Source organism: Paraburkholderia tagetis (assembly GCF_022213065.1).
Lineage (GTDB): Bacteria > Pseudomonadota > Gammaproteobacteria > Burkholderiales > Burkholderiaceae > Paraburkholderia > Paraburkholderia tagetis.
Window position 1 is genome coordinate 219687 of sequence record NZ_JAKLJA010000007.1, and the last position, 14823, is coordinate 234509.

At 60.8% G+C, this 14823-nt stretch carries 9 protein-coding genes and 1 pseudogene; 9 read left to right on the forward strand and 1 reads right to left on the reverse strand.

Going from position 1 to position 14823, the window contains the following annotated elements:
* Nucleotides 1–30 precede the first annotated feature (30 nt).
* Complete coding sequence (locus L5014_RS12280; protein ID WP_238463891.1) at nucleotides 31–252, forward strand: dodecin family protein; 222 nt, start codon at nucleotides 31–33, stop codon at nucleotides 250–252.
* Between the two features lie 17 nt (nucleotides 253–269).
* A pseudogene (locus L5014_RS12285) lies at nucleotides 270–371 on the forward strand (LysR family transcriptional regulator); the annotation flags it as partial.
* A 6-nt stretch (nucleotides 372–377) separates the two neighbouring features.
* On the opposite strand, the gene L5014_RS12290 reads toward L5014_RS12285, so the two are convergent.
* Nucleotides 378–2390 carry a putative bifunctional diguanylate cyclase/phosphodiesterase gene (locus tag L5014_RS12290; protein WP_238463892.1) on the reverse strand — a complete coding sequence of 671 codons (2013 nt, stop codon included), beginning with the start codon at nucleotides 2388–2390 and terminating at the stop codon, nucleotides 378–380.
* A gap of 251 nt (nucleotides 2391–2641) precedes the next feature.
* Between L5014_RS12290 and L5014_RS12295 the strand changes: the two genes are divergently transcribed.
* The 7 genes from L5014_RS12295 (at nucleotide 2642) to L5014_RS12330 (ending at nucleotide 14807) form a co-directional block, all read left to right on the forward strand.
* Complete coding sequence (locus L5014_RS12295; RefSeq protein ID WP_238463893.1) at nucleotides 2642–7090, forward strand: PAS domain S-box protein; 4449 nt, start codon at nucleotides 2642–2644, stop codon at nucleotides 7088–7090.
* A gap of 12 nt (nucleotides 7091–7102) precedes the next feature.
* Complete coding sequence (locus tag L5014_RS12300; protein WP_238463894.1) at nucleotides 7103–8266, forward strand: response regulator; 1164 nt, start codon at nucleotides 7103–7105, stop codon at nucleotides 8264–8266.
* A 23-nt stretch (nucleotides 8267–8289) separates the two neighbouring features.
* Nucleotides 8290–9519: an EAL domain-containing response regulator gene (locus L5014_RS12305; protein WP_238463895.1), complete on the forward strand. Its 1230-nt coding sequence runs from the start codon at nucleotides 8290–8292 to the stop codon at nucleotides 9517–9519.
* A 62-nt stretch (nucleotides 9520–9581) separates the two neighbouring features.
* Nucleotides 9582–11222, forward strand: coding sequence for a methyl-accepting chemotaxis protein (locus L5014_RS38605; RefSeq protein ID WP_274389348.1), 1641 nt, complete (start codon nucleotides 9582–9584; stop codon nucleotides 11220–11222).
* Between the two features lie 329 nt (nucleotides 11223–11551).
* Complete coding sequence (locus L5014_RS12320) at nucleotides 11552–12451, forward strand: LysR substrate-binding domain-containing protein (RefSeq protein ID WP_238463896.1); 900 nt, start codon at nucleotides 11552–11554, stop codon at nucleotides 12449–12451.
* A 169-nt stretch (nucleotides 12452–12620) separates the two neighbouring features.
* Complete coding sequence (locus tag L5014_RS12325) at nucleotides 12621–13370, forward strand: SDR family NAD(P)-dependent oxidoreductase (RefSeq protein WP_238463897.1); 750 nt, start codon at nucleotides 12621–12623, stop codon at nucleotides 13368–13370.
* A gap of 90 nt (nucleotides 13371–13460) precedes the next feature.
* Nucleotides 13461–14807 (forward strand): MFS transporter, encoded by a 1347-nt coding sequence (locus L5014_RS12330; protein ID WP_238463898.1) that lies wholly within the window; start codon nucleotides 13461–13463, stop codon nucleotides 14805–14807.
* Nucleotides 14808–14823: the final 16 nt, after the last annotated feature.

Consider the following 14823-nt stretch of genomic DNA (forward strand, 5'->3'; position numbering starts at 1 on the left):
CCATTGCACATCTCAACGCGGAGAAAGACCATGAGCACGAGCACGGATCCCAGCGTCTATAAGGTTACGGAAATCATCGGAACGAGCCCGACCTCCTGGGAGGAAGCGGCGAAAAATGCGGTGGAAACGGCAGCCGATTCGCTCCGTCACTTGCGCATCGCCGAGGTGTGCAAGCTCGACGTCAAAATCGACAATGGCAAGGTGGTTGAATATCGCGCCCGGGTATCCGTATCGTTCAAATACGAAACCTGAGAAGGTCGCGCTGGCACGCAAGTCGACTGGGGCATGTGACCGTCGCCTGCGTGCCTTCGGTGGCCTACTATTTTCTGCCATGCGCGGTCGCGAGCTATCATCGCCGCTTTCCGCGCATCGCCCCTCTATGAATGATGCCCGCTGAACTCGTTCAGGAATCCATTCGAGAGAAATGAGTCGACTACGTCGGATCCCCCGATGGGTCTGCCGAAGAAATACCCCTGCATGACACTGCAGCCCGCCCGCACAAGCACATTCACTTGAGATGCCGTCTCCACGCCCTCTGCGATGCAGTCGAGGGAGAGGCGATGACACAGATCGACGATCGTCTGGACGACGATCCGGGCGCTTTCCTGCTCGGCGATATCGGCAATGAAGCTGCGATCGATCTTGACCACGTCGAGAGGCAAGCGGTGGATGTAGTTTAAATTTGAGTAGCCAGTCCCGAAATCGTCCAGATAGATATGCGCGCCCGTGCGCTTGAGCGCGAGCAGTGCTTCGCCAGCGCGATCGATATCGTTGATGAGGGCCGTTTCGGTGACTTCGAAGTTGATTCTGTGCGCGGCAATCCCGCTTGCCAGGACAATGCCAATGATCGTGTCAATCGCCCCGGGCGAGCTGAGATCACGCGCAGACAGGTTGAAGGAAACACGAATCTGAGCGGGCCATGCCGACGCGGCGTCCAGCGTCTTTCGCAACAGCACGCCCGTCAGGGCGTGAATAAGATGGGTGCGCTCTGCGACCGCCACAAAGTCGGTGGGGGGAATAACACCTAGCACCGGGCTTTTCCAGCGGGCAAGTGCCTCGAAAGCGACGATACCTTTCGAGGAGACGTCAAAGATTGGCTGGAAATGGACGGATAGCTCTTTCTCGAGGTCGGCCCGCCGAAGATGATGCTCAATTTCGCTCTCGCGCCTGATCGCCTTCTCGTGGCCCTGCTCGAATACGACCGTGTCACCGCGTCGTACCGTTTTCGCATGCTGCAGGGCGAATTCCGCGCGCTCGTACAGGTGCTGTGCGATGGCCCCCGCCTCCGGATACACGGCAAAGCCAACCGACACAGACAGGCGGGCCAGTTTTTCCGAGACATTGTAGGGCTGCTCCAGATGGAACCGGATCATGGTCCCCATCTGGCGCAACTGGGAGTCCATGACATTGCCGCGGACGATCAGTCCGAACGTCCGATCGCCAGCCCTGGCGATGATCACATCGGGATTCGCCAGCAGAGACAGCCGCCGCCCGACTTCTTTCAGGACATGATCCCGGAATTCGCGGCCGAAAAGATGATCGAGGGGTTTCAGGCCGTCGACCTCAAGCAGGCCGACTGCAAATGCGGAGCGGTCGCCACTCCGGGCCTGGAGCAGTGCATCGAGGTCCAGGAAAAAGCGCTGCCGGTTTGGCAAAAGGGTCAGGGCGTCGACGTTCGCCAGGCGAAAATTTTCCTCGGCGAGCCGCGCGGCCCATTCGCGCCTTCTTGCCAGTCTTTGCTGTGACCGGATCAGTTGCGCGAGCCTGGCATAGTAGCCGCGAAAGACAAAGGCCAGTGCGCCAGCCATGAGAACCAGGTCAATCGCGATCGCCGTCGATGCGTACTCGCCGTTCAGGAGCGAGAAGAGGATTAACGGTGCAAACGGAGCAAGGGCGACAATGGTGACGACCACGGGTCTCGCGCGCATGTAGACAAGGCAAAATGCGCAGCCAACCGCTGCCCCGAACACCCCGACCGCGACATTGCTCTTTGCGAGAGCATCGCCGTATGGATAAAGTGCCAACGCCCAGCAAGCGAATCCGAATGCGAGGACCGCTCCCAGGCCGAGCCGGATTCGGACCGGGTTGCCGCTTGACGTCGCCGGACGACGCCAACCGGTTGTCCGTAACCAGTAGACCATCCGGACGACACAGGCCGCGCCCAGGGGCAGGGGGAGATAGATCGCCAGCCAGGAGGGCGCGTATCGGACATGGGTGAGAGCCAGTCCGCACGCAATCGCGATCAGGATCCCATAGAGAAAAGGGAGTTCGGTACGGAACGCATCATATTTCGCCTTTTCGATGAGCGGGGCGCGTTCCGGCCTGATCAACCAGCGGTATGGTGCACGAATCGAGGTAATGACCGCCTCTGCATCTGGTTGCTTTTTCATCTTTCCCCCGGCAGCTGGTCAATCTGCTGAAGAATACCACTCCCCCTGGATTTTTCGGCGCGCTTCATGTCTGCCATGCGCCTGGCTGGCGAGCCTCAAGCCCCTAAAGTTTTCCGCCAGGAAGACGTTATACAGAACTGGCGCGGCCCGGAACATACATGCGTTGCGCGCCAGTCTCGTGCTGGTCATCAATTGCGAAAAAAGGAGACCGCGAGCCGCTTCGTCACAACATGTCAAGCACCATACCGAAAATGACGTCTCCTTTGGATGAACGTAAGGCACGACCGGTAACGGGTCAAAAGGAGAGTCGCGCTTTCACCGCGCTGCTGATTGCTCTCTGGGCCGCCCTCATTACCTGCATGGCCTGGGACCGCCAGGCCGAGTTGTCTCGTGCCGTATTGCAGGCGCAGGCACTGGCGGACGTGTTAGCCAGCAATACGGACCGTTCCCTGCGCGCGGCAGACGAAATCGCGGCCACCATTGCCTGGCACGTGCGACGCGAGGGCGTCAACATTCCCCTGCGTGAATATGTGTCGTCTGGACTCGTCGAGCCCGATGGCGTGGTGCAGATATCGGTTATCGACGGGAACGGAATCCTGCGAGCGTCCACGGTCCCGGGATTCAAACCCGTTGATCTGTCCGATCGCGACCATTTCCGGGTACACGTCCATGACCGCTCAACGCAGCTTTATATCGGGGAAGCAGTAGTCGGGCGGGTGAGCGGCAAGCCATCCATCCAGCTGTCACGCAGGATCGACGATATGCACGGCCATTTTCTGGGTGTCGTCGTGGTGTCAATGGCGCCAGCGTATCTGACCGACCTTTATGATGCGCTGCGTATAGGCAATCACGGTCTGGTGGAAGTCATCGGCATCGCCGACAAGACGGTCCGTTTGCGTCGGGTTGGGGCGTCAACCATTGTCGATATGCCCTTGCCGGACAGCAGTCCCCTCCGCCGCGCGTTGAGCCAGAGCACCGCAGGCTCGTTTGCCAGGGCGAGCGGGATTGACGGGGTTCGCCGTGTAACGGCATATCGGGTGCTACACAGCTATCCGATTGCCGTTGTCGTGGGATTCTCGGTCTCCGACTACCTCGCGATCCACTGGACGCGGGCTTTGGTCGTTGCGATAGCCGGCGTCGTGCTGAGCCTGTTGATCGTGGTCGCGGAATTTTACAGAACGCGGCTCTCGCGCCAGATGCGGGATGCCTTGCAGCGAGAGCGCGACAGCGACCGTTTGCAAATCGAAAGAGCGAAGCGTGTCGAATCGCTGTTCAGAACAATACCGGACGCCGTCGTTGGCTTTTCTGTGGAGGGGCGCATCGACGGATACAACCCGAGTCTGCTTTCGTTGCTCGAGTGGGACAAGGAGGTCACGACAGGCGCGACAGCCGACGACGTAGTGCGTGCGCTGCTGGCCCGCGATGAAAGCGATGACCGGGCTGCCAAAGCGTGCCGCCTGACCGCTTTGTTGAGGGGGGAGCCGGCTGGAGGTATGGTCTGCGAGACCATCGAGATGGCGGTACCCGAGACGGTCGTGTACGAACTGCGGATCGAACGCCGGGCGGACGCGCCTTCACAAACGATCGTACTCATTCGGGATGTCACGGCCCAGACGGGCATCAGGGACAATGAACGTGACCTCGACGCGACGCTGAGTGCCATAGGCGACGCCGTGATCGTCATCGATCGGGAGGGAAGGGTCAAACGCTTCAATCCTGCCGCCGAGGACATGGTGGGTCACAAGCAGGACGATGTCATTGACCGACACTATCAGGACATCTTCTGCATCAGGAACGTTGCAACCTGCGAGGATGCGCCGCTTCCGATCAATGAGGTGATCAGATCGGGGCACCTGTTCCGTCTGGCGGAAACACGTGCACTTGTCACCAAAAGCAAGGACGAGCGCAAAATTGCGATCAGCATCGCGCCCGCGCGAGCCGCGCGCGGGGATGCGCTGGGCGTTGTTGTGGTCTTGCGGGATGTCACGCGGGAGTACATCAGCGAACAGGCACTGATTCGCAGCGAACAACGCCACCGGCAATTGATCGGCATGCTTCCCTACGGTGTGATTCTGGGGGAGAACAAGACCATCAAATTCGCCAATCCGCATGCCCTCGAAATGCTGGGCGCGCGTGCCGCCAATGAGGTTCTCGGCAGATCGCCTTTCGACTTCCTGCACCCCGAGAGCATCCCGGTCGTCGCGCAGCGGATCGCGCGCATGGAGCAATACGGCGAGATGGCGCCCACGATCGAGGAAAAGTGGCGGCGGCTCGACGGTACGACCTTTATCGGAGAGGTCACCGCCGTTCCCTATGAAGTCGACGGCAAGCCAGGTGCGCTCGTCATGCTGGCCGACATCACCGATCGCAAGCGGGCCGAAACAGAGCGCGACAGATTCTTCGACCTCAGCCTGGATCTGATTGCCCTGGTCGACGCAACAGGCCATTTCAGGCGCGTCAACCCGGCGTTTTCAAGGGTGCTGGGCTGGTCGTATGAGGAATTGACCGGGCGACCCTTCATCGAATTCGTCCATCCTGACGATCGCGCAGCCACCCTGGCAGTCATTGAGCGGAGCCAGGGCGGTTTCATCGATTATTTCGAAAACCGGTATCTGTGCCGCGATGGATCGATACGCTGGCTCGCCTGGAAGGCGGCACTGGTTGACGGCATGGTCTATGCGACGGCGCGTGATGTAACCGACAGCCGGGTTGCGACACAGCAACTCGAGCATGCGCGATACGAGGCTGAAAGCGCATCCCGCTCCAAGAGTGCCTTCCTCGCCGCGATGAGCCACGAAATCAGGACTCCGATGAATGGGGTCATCGGCATGACCGAAGCGCTCGCGCAGACCGAGCTTGCCGACGACCAGGCCGACATGCTTTCGACCATCCGTCAGTCTGCCCATTCCTTGCTGGTCATCATTGACGACATTCTCGATTTTTCGAAGATCGAGGCGGGGAAACTTGACATCGAATTCACGGATGTTGCGCTCGTCGATCTGGTTGAAAGTGTCTGTCATTCCATGTTGACTGAAGCCGGCAGACGCGGAGTCAAACTCTCGCTCGTCGTGCAGCCTGACGTGCCTGAGTATGTTGTGACTGACGGGACCCGTCTGCGACAGGTGCTGAATAACCTGATCGGCAATGCCATCAAGTTTTCAGGAGGGCGGCCGGAGCTGGCAGGAATGGTGTTGGTCAATGTTGCGATGAACTCGCGCAATCCGCTCGAACTGATTTTCAGTGTGGCAGACAACGGTATCGGCATGTCGCCGGAAGTGACGTCGAAGTTGTTCATGCCGTTCACTCAGGCAGAAGCCTCGACGACGCGCCGGTTCGGTGGTACAGGGCTGGGGCTCGCCATCAGTCGGCGGCTCGTCGAGATGATGAGCGGAAAGATTTCCGTGGTCAGCGCGCAAGGAAAGGGCGCGACATTCGCGGTCACCCTGCAGTTCAATGAACCGGCGTGCGCGCCGCTCGTCGATCTGCCGGATCTGCATGGCGTGCAGTGTGTGCTCACGGGCGACTGTTACGACCGCCATGGTGCGGCAGCGTGGCTGCAGCGGGCTGGTGCGATCATTCTCAATGAGGCTGTGTTGGACACGGGCTGGCAGGAAAGTGCGGTTTCGGCAGGTGCGCGCCTGTTCGTGCGGGAGGATCCAGACGCGGACGACACGGCGCAGTTGTCGTACCCGAGCGACACGGGCGCGGCGCCGCTGGCGCAGGTGTGGGTGAAACCTGGATTGAGGGGAGCGCTGCAACGTGCCGGAGAACGTGTCGTCAGGATCGGTGCAACCGGTCTGCAGCGGCGATCGCTGCTTGAAGCTGCGAGTCTGGCTCTCGGGCGATCGCAGGTCATCAGCCACCGGGAGAGTCCGGCTTCCCGCAGCCGTGCCGGCAAGCAAGTGGCCCTGACGGTCGAGGAGGCCCGCGAACGGGGGCATCTGATCCTGGTCGCAGAAGACGACGAGGTGAACCAGAAGGTCATATTGAAGCAACTGGCAATTCTCGGTCACGTTGCGGAGATTGCGAATAATGGTGCAGAGGCCCTGGCGCTCTGGCGAAAGCATCGATATGCCTTGATATTCACCGACCTTCACATGCCTCAAATGGATGGATACGAACTGGTGACGGCAATCAGGGCGCAAGAGCGCGATACGCCATGCCCTGTCATTGCACTCACCGCCAATGCCATCCAGGGCGAGGCAACGCGCGCCATCGCCATGGGAATGGATGCCTATTTAACGAAACCCCTGCGGCTCGACCAACTGAAAGCGGTTCTTGATCAGCATCTCGCCGAGCCTGAACCACCCGTGACGCCTGACATGACAATCTCCCAGCAAGTGGCGCGGTCTTCGTCCGCAGTCGACCTGACGGTCCTGCACAGCGTGGTCGGTGACGACCCCGACGTCGCTCGCGAACTGCTTGAGGACTACCTTGCATCCATCCAGCGTTTGTCCGTCGAGTTGAGAGAACACTGCGTGGCGGGTCGCGGCCGTGATGCCAGCGCTGTCGCTCACAAGCTCAAGTCGTCGTCGCGTTCAGTGGGGGCGCTGGGGCTCGGCGAACTCTGTGCGCGCCTGGAAGACATGGGTAAGACCGCAGATGCGGCGCGCCTGAGGGCGTGGGTAGCGGAGTTCGAGGTGATGGTCGACGCGGTGCAGAGCGAAATCACCAGGCTGCTGGAACCGGATCAGAAATAATCATTCAACGACATGTTAGACATCGATTTTTTGCCGTCTCAGGCGCCTATCCTCGTTGCAACCGGTTCGGTTGCAGATGCCGAACTGGTGGCATCGATTCTCTCCGGCGAATTCCAGAATGTTGCGCTTTCAGTCAAGCCGGAAGACGCGGTAGCGGACTTCGAAACACACCGGCCGGCGGTACTGATCCTGGCATTCGATACGCTGGACGCCTGCGAGCGCTACTACGCAGACCTGGGGCGCCTGAGCGCAGTCGTGCATGAGGCGCCTCATCGCACCTTGATACTTTGCGGCAAGGGCGAGGTATGGCGTGCGTACGAGCTTTGCAGGGACGAACGGTTCGACGACTACGTGCTCTTCTGGCCCATTACCAACGATGCCCCGCGGCTCAAAATGGCGGTTCACCATGCAATGCGCCGGCTGAAGGAGAAGGCGCTCGCGCCGGTCACGGTCAGTGAACTGGCGATGCAGGCGGGCGCCCTGGGCTCGCTCGAGCAGGATCTGCGGGGAAGCATTGCGCAATTTGGACACGAGCTCGACATCGTCGGGATGACGGTCAGGCAAGCCGAGCAAGCCATGAACGGCGCACTCGATGGCGTGCCAGACGCAGGCGCGCGAGCCGACCTGCCCAACGCGCTTCGTGGACCCGAGCATAGGGGGGGCGAAACCTTCGGGAAGCTGATCCGCGCGATATCGACCGCAATTGCAGACCTGCAACAGCGGGCGCCGCAAATGGAGCAGCAGCTTGCGGCGCAACTGGAGCCCGTTCGGAAGGTGTTGAAGCTTTCGCAAAAGGTGCGCCCTGGCGTGCTGGTTGTCGAGGATGACGAGTTTCAGCAAAAGCTGATTGCCAGGTTATTGGCCGGCCAGAACCTCGTGACGCAATTTGCCTCGTGCGGATCGGAAGCCATGGCGCTGATGTGGCAACGTCGCCCAAACCTGGTGCTGATGGATGTCGGCCTGCCCGATATCAGTGGCGTGGAGTTGACCCGGCGTATTCGCCGCATCGCAAACTTCTCGGAAGTAAAAATTGTCATGGTTACGGGACATAGCGAGCGGCAGGTTGTCGTCGAAAGCCTTCAGGCCGGCGCAACGGATTTTCTGGTCAAGCCGCTTGATAAAACCAGGCTGCTCGACAAGCTGCGGAACTTCCTGCCAGCGGGTACGCCTGCGTAATGCTTCCTGTATGGAGATGCAAATTGAGCGAGCCTGAAAATACCGGATCCGGTGAGGGCACGGGCAAACGAAGAATCATTGTCGTCGACGATGAACCGTTTGTACTGAAAGTACTGGCGCGCCAGTTATCGCTGCTCGGCTATGAAGTACACACCTTCGAGCGTGCACAAGATGCGATTTCGATGCTCGATACAGGCGGCCCCGGTGCCCATGTCGTGTTCACGGATCTGCAGATGCCGGAAATGGATGGGGTGGAGTTCGTGCGGCGCCTTGCCGGTGCCCGCTACGAAGGCCACCTCGTTCTCGTCAGCGGCGAGGATCCACGGATCCTTCGAAGCGCGGAAAGACTGGCACGGGCACACGGGTTAAACGTGCTGGGTGCCCTTCCGAAACCGGCAACACGTGAACAATTGAAAGACCACTTGAGCCGGGCTGAAGGAGCGAGGGAGGCAAGAGGTTCGGAGGCGGGACCGAAATACCCGCTGGATGATCTCGTGTCGGCCATCCGGACCGGGCAGCTGGTCAACTATTACCAGCCTCAGGTCTCGCTCGCAACAGGCGCGGTGGCAGGCGTGGAAGCGCTCGTGCGGTGGCGGCATCCGCGTGACGGGATCGTCAGCGCCGGTGAGTTCATCGGACTTGTTGAGCAACACGGGCTTGTCGACGAGTTCGTGCGTGAAGTCCTGCCGTCGGCATTGAGCGAGATCGCCGGGCTCCAGCTTCCTGGCGACGAATTGCGTCTGAGCGTCAATCTGTCGATGGACAATCTCAATGCACTGGACTTCCCCGATTTTGTCGCTGCATCAGCGGCGAACGCCGGGTTTCCGCTATCGAGGCTGTCAATGGAGATAACGGAACGAAGACTGGTGGGCGATCAACTGTCCTCACTGGACATTCTGACAAGACTCAAGCTGAAGCGGATCGGATTAGCGATTGACGACTTCGGAACTGGCCACGCATCGCTAGCGCAACTGCGTGACTTCCAGTATGACGAGATAAAAATCGATTGCAGCTTCATTCACGGGTCATACGCAGACGAATCGCTCGACGCTATCGTTCGGGCGAGTCTGTCGCTGGCAAAGCAGCTAAAGATGACCACGGTTGCCGAGGGCGTCGAAAACGCCAACGACTGGCACCATATGCGAGAGTTGGCGTGTGATCGCGCGCAGGGATATTTCATTGGTCGGCCGATGGCGGTGGAGGAATTGCCGCGCTGGCGGAACGAGTGGGCGAGCCGTTTTCGTCAGCTATAGAAAAAGCGTTTTAAAAAAAAGCCGCTACCTCAGCGCGCGGAACGAATCGAAGGAGAAGAAAAATGCAATGGCTCGGTGCACTGACGGTGGGTAAACGTCTCGCCCTTTTAATCCTGGTTGCGGCAACGGGTTTGTTGTCTATTACGGCGACGGGGTTGCTGCAAATGGATCACGTGCACGATACGGCCGGGTTCGCCCAGGTCAATGTGGTTCCCAGCCTCATGGCGCTGGACAATGTACAGGCCAGTTTCATCAGGATGCGAGCCAAGACATACGAATCGTTGCTTACATCCGATCCTTCTAAAAGGAGCGGAATGCAGCAAGCGGTGAAGGAAGGGCGCGCAGGTGTTGACGCGCATTTGAAAGAATACGAGCCGCTTCTGGCAGATCAACAAGACAGGGAATTACTCTCCGCCGACCGCGCGCGTCTGGCGGAATTCGACGCAGCATTGGAGCGGCTCACAGCAAGCTCTCTAAATAGCAGTGGAAGCCAGATCGATGGCGAAGCCCTGCAGAATTTCATGGATGCCGCGAAGAGAGCAAACGACGCGCTTATGGAGCATCGCGCCTATAACGTGAAGCTTGGGGAAGCAGGCGCAGCGCAAGCTCAGGCGACGATCACGTCGGCGCGAGTCAGTCTCATGATGATCAGCGGGGCGACGCTGGTTATCGTCGTGCTGCTCGGTACGTGGATCACGCGTACATTGCTGCGCCAACTCGGAACCGAACCCAGCCATCTCGCTGACGTCGCGACCCATATCGCGCGCGGCGACCTGACCGAGCAAATCACCGCGCGAGAAAATGATCGTTCGAGTGTGCTGTTCGCGGTCAAGACGATGCGCGACGGCCTGGTCGACATTGTCCTGCGCATTCAGACGGCGACGGATGCGATTGCGACGGGATCGGGTGAAATTGCGTCGGGCAATCAGGATCTGTCGTCCCGTACCGAAGAGCAGGCTGCATCGCTCGAAGAAACGGCCGCGAGCATGGAGGAGCTGACTACGACAGTGAAGCAAAACGCGGAAAACGCGCAGCAGGCACGTGCGCTTGCAGCCAATGCATCGGAGGTAGCGGGAAAGGGCAGCGAAGTTGTCCAAAAGGTCGTTGTCACGATGAACGACATCAGCGATAGCTCGTCGAAGATCGCTGACATTACGGGCATCATTGAAGGTATTGCATTCCAGACGAACATTCTCGCACTCAATGCAGCGGTCGAGGCTGCGCGCGCCGGCGAGCAGGGTCGTGGCTTCGCGGTGGTCGCAAGCGAAGTGAGAAGTCTGGCGCAACGTTCCTCCAGCGCGGCCAAGGAGATCAAGGAACTGATCGCCACGTCGGTAGAGAAGATTCAGGGCGGCTCCGTTCTCGCGAGCGAGGCGGGCAAGACGATGGCCGATGTCACGCAGGCGGTCTCGCGCGTCACCGACATCATGGGAGAGATCGCAGCGGCATCTATCGAGCAGAGCCGCGGCATCGAACAGGTGAATCAGGCGATCACGCAGATGGACGAAGTGACGCAACAGAATGCGGCGCTTGTCGAGGAAGCGGCAGCGGCATCGCATTCGCTCCAGGAGCAGGGGAGCCGACTGACCGAGGCCGCGGCATATTTCCGGATCGACCAGCGGCGAGCTTCGGTTGTCCCTCCCGTCCTTCCGGCAGACGGGCAGGCCGTCAGGGCGGCAGACCGTCTCGCGGTGATCGGCTAAGGTGTCAGAGGCGGTAAACGCGCTGTGCATTGTCATGAAAGAGCGCCCGCCGCTTCGTTGGGGAAAACCCCCTGGTAATCGCCTTGAACGCATCGAGCGATCGACGGGCATGCCCGTGTGCCATGCGAGATCGCAGGGGCATCAGCCCGCTCGGGGCACTCGGGGCACTCGGGGCACTCGGGGCACTCGGGGCACTCGGGGCACTCGGGGCACTCGGGCGCGGGCCGTCTCGCACGGCTGAACGGAAATGCGGATAATGCATGGCTGTCTCCTGTGCAGTCGTGCGCGCGCCAGGCGCATGGCGATCCCGCAACTGAAAAAATTTCACTATGCGTATTCCGCCGCTCAAGGCAATCATCGCGTTCGAAAGCGTGGCCAGGACGAAAAGCGTGAACCGCGCAGCCGAAGAACTCGGACTGACCGCTTCGGCGGTGAGTCATCAGCTCAGCAATCTCGAGTCGATCATCGGCCAGCCGTTGTTCCAGCGTTCGGGGCGAGGCCTCGTCCTCACGCCGACGGGCCAGCGTTATCTCGCCGATGTGACAGGGTCGCTCGCGGACCTGAGCCGCGCGACGGAACGCGCGTCGAGCCCCGCGGAACTCGATATCCTGCGTGTGCACTCGAGCCCGAGCTTCGGCCTCATGTGGCTGCTGCCACGGCTTTCGTCGTTTCAGCAGGCGAATGACGACATCCAGCTCAACCTGGCCTGCTCGTATGAAAACGTTTCGTTTTCCAACGGCTTTTACGACATCGACATTCGCCACGGCTACGGCAACTGGGACAACCTCGAAGTGAAGACCGTGCGCGGCGAATTCATCGCGCCGCTGGCTTCCCCCGCGTATCTTGAGCAGCATCCGGTGCGCACGCCGGAGGACCTGCTGGCCCATCGCCTCATCTTTTCTGAAACGCCGCTCGTCCAGTGGAAACAATGGTTCGGCAGGGCAGGTGTGCCAGCGGCGCGCAAGACTTTCGATTTTTCGTTCGATCGCTCGTATATGTCGCTGGAGACCGCCGTGCTGGGTCTGGGCATTGCGCTCGAAAGCCTCATGCTCGCCTCGGTAAAAATCCGGGACGGATTGCTCGTGCCGGTTTTCGACGACAGCCATGCGGTCGAAGTGGGCGCGCATCATCTGGTTTACCCGACGCAGAATGCCGATCTGCCGCGTGTCCAGCGCTTCCTCGCCTGGATGGAGCGCGAGGCAGCCGCCGGCAAGCCGGCGCGCCGCTAAACGCGCGGCTACGCCGGCGCGCGTGTGTGTGTGTGCGCGCGTGTGTACCGGGGGGGCGCCGGTTCCATCTGAATTTTTCTCAGCTATCGTTGAACGTTTCCGCGTTGATGCGGCGGCTCTGTGCGCTGACACTTGAGTCACCAATCAATCAACATTCAGGAGACAACTCATGTTGCTCGAGAACCGGATCGTCATCGTGACGGGAGCGGCCTCGCCGCGCGGAATCGGCAAGGCCACGGCGAAGGCGCTGGCTGCACAAGGCGCACGCATTGCGATTCTCGATCTGCGCAAGGAAGACGCCCAGGCCGCCGCTGCCGATCTCGGCGCGGGGCACCTCGGGCTCGCCTGCGACGTGACCGACAAGGCCGCCTGTGTCGAGGCCGCGCGCGCGACGCTCGAACACTTTGGCCGCATCGACGGCCTCATCAACAATGCGGGCATTACGCAACCGGTGCGGACGCTGGAAATCAGCGGAAAGGACTTCGACGCGATCGTCGACGTGAACCTGCGCGGCACGCTCTATATGTCTCAGGCGGTGATTCCGGTCATGAAGGACCAGAGCGGCGGCAGCATCGTTTGCATGTCGTCGGTTTCCGCGCAGCGCGGCGGCGGCATTTTCGGCGGCCCGCACTATAGCGCCGCCAAGGCGGGCGTGCTCGGCCTCGCCAAGGCGATGGCGCGCGAGTTCGGTCCGAACCGCATCCGCGTGAATTCGATCACACCTGGACTGATCCAGACCGACATTACGGGCGACAAGCTCACGCCCGAGATGCGTGCCGACATCATCAAGGGCATTCCGCTCAGCCGGCTCGGCGACGCGGCCGACGTCGCGAATGCGTGCCTTTTCCTCGTGAGCGACCTGTCGAGCTACCTGACGGGCGTCACACTGGATGTCAACGGCGGCATGCTCATCCACTGAGGCCGCGACGCGCTGACCCGAAGCGCCGCGCTCGCGCGGCAGGTATTGACAGGCACCCGGGACCACCCGGGGCCGTGGCAGGAGACAACCATGAAGACCCGATACAGTGCGCCGCTCGTCGCGGGCAAGGTGGGCGAGGCTGGCGACGCACCCGCGCGTAGCGATTCGTCGACTTTCGAAGCCCGAACTTATGCAAAGGTGAGCCGCAGGCTGATTCCGTTCCTGATGCTCTGCTACCTGGGCGCGTATCTGGACCGCGTCAATGTGGGCTTTGCGAAGCTGCAGATGCTCAATGATCTGCGCTTTAGTGAAACCGTGTATGGCATGGGCGCGGGCATTTTCTTTCTCGGCTACTTTCTGTTCGAAGTGCCAAGCAATCTCGTGCTTCACAAGGTTGGCGCGCGCCGGTGGCTGGCGCGGATCATGCTGACGTGGGCGGTCATTTCCGCGAGCTTCGTGTTCGTCAAATCGCCGGTGGCTTTTTACGCGCTGCGCTTTTTGCTCGGTGTTGCCGAAGCGGGCTTCGCGCCGGGCGTGATTCTCTATCTGACTTACTGGTACCCGTCGGCGCGCCGCGCCAAGGCGCTTTCGCTGTTCTTCATGGCGATTCCGCTGGCGGGCATTGTCGGCGGGCCGCTTTCCGGCGCGATCCTGCACGCGTTGCACGGCACGATGGCCTTGGCAGGCTGGAAGTGGCTGTTCGTGCTCGAAGCATTGCCGTCGCTCGTGCTTGGTGTCGCGATCCTGCTGTTTCTCGATGACGGCATCGCCAGCGCGAAGTGGCTCACGGACACCGAAAAGGCGCTGCTCGAGCGCAACGTGGCAGGCGACGACGCACACCGCACCGCCCACCTCTCGATCCGGGCGTTCGTTGGCGACCGGCGCTTGTGGCTCATGGCCGCGATCTACTTCTGCGTGGTGCTGGGTCAATACGGCTTGACGTTCTGGCTGCCCACCATCATCCGCAAGTCGGGCGTTGCCGATCCGCTCTGGGTGGGTATTTTCACGGCGATTCCCTACCTCTGCGCCATTGTCGCGCTGCCGTTGATCGGCATGAGTGCGGACCGCCGCCGCGAGCGCCGCCTGCACCTCGCGATTCCGATGCTCGTCTCCGCCGCCGGCTTCGCGACCTTGCCCATGCTCGGCGGCGTGGGGGCGTCGATCGTCTGCCTGAGCATCGCATCGGCCGGCATTCTCGTGTCGTCCTCGCAGTTCTGGTCGCTGCCTACCGCACTGCTCGGTGGGGTATCGGCTGCCGCGGGCATTGCCGCCGTGAACTGCTTTGCCAACCTCGCCGGGTTCTTTTCGCCGGCGATCGTCGGCTGGCTCAACGATCTCACCGGGAAATCGACCGCCGGCCTCGTTTTCATCTCACTGGCGGTGACGCTGGGCGCCTTGCTCGTGTTCCTCGTTCCCGCCCGCTCTGTCAACCGCTGACCCGCGAAGGAGCCAT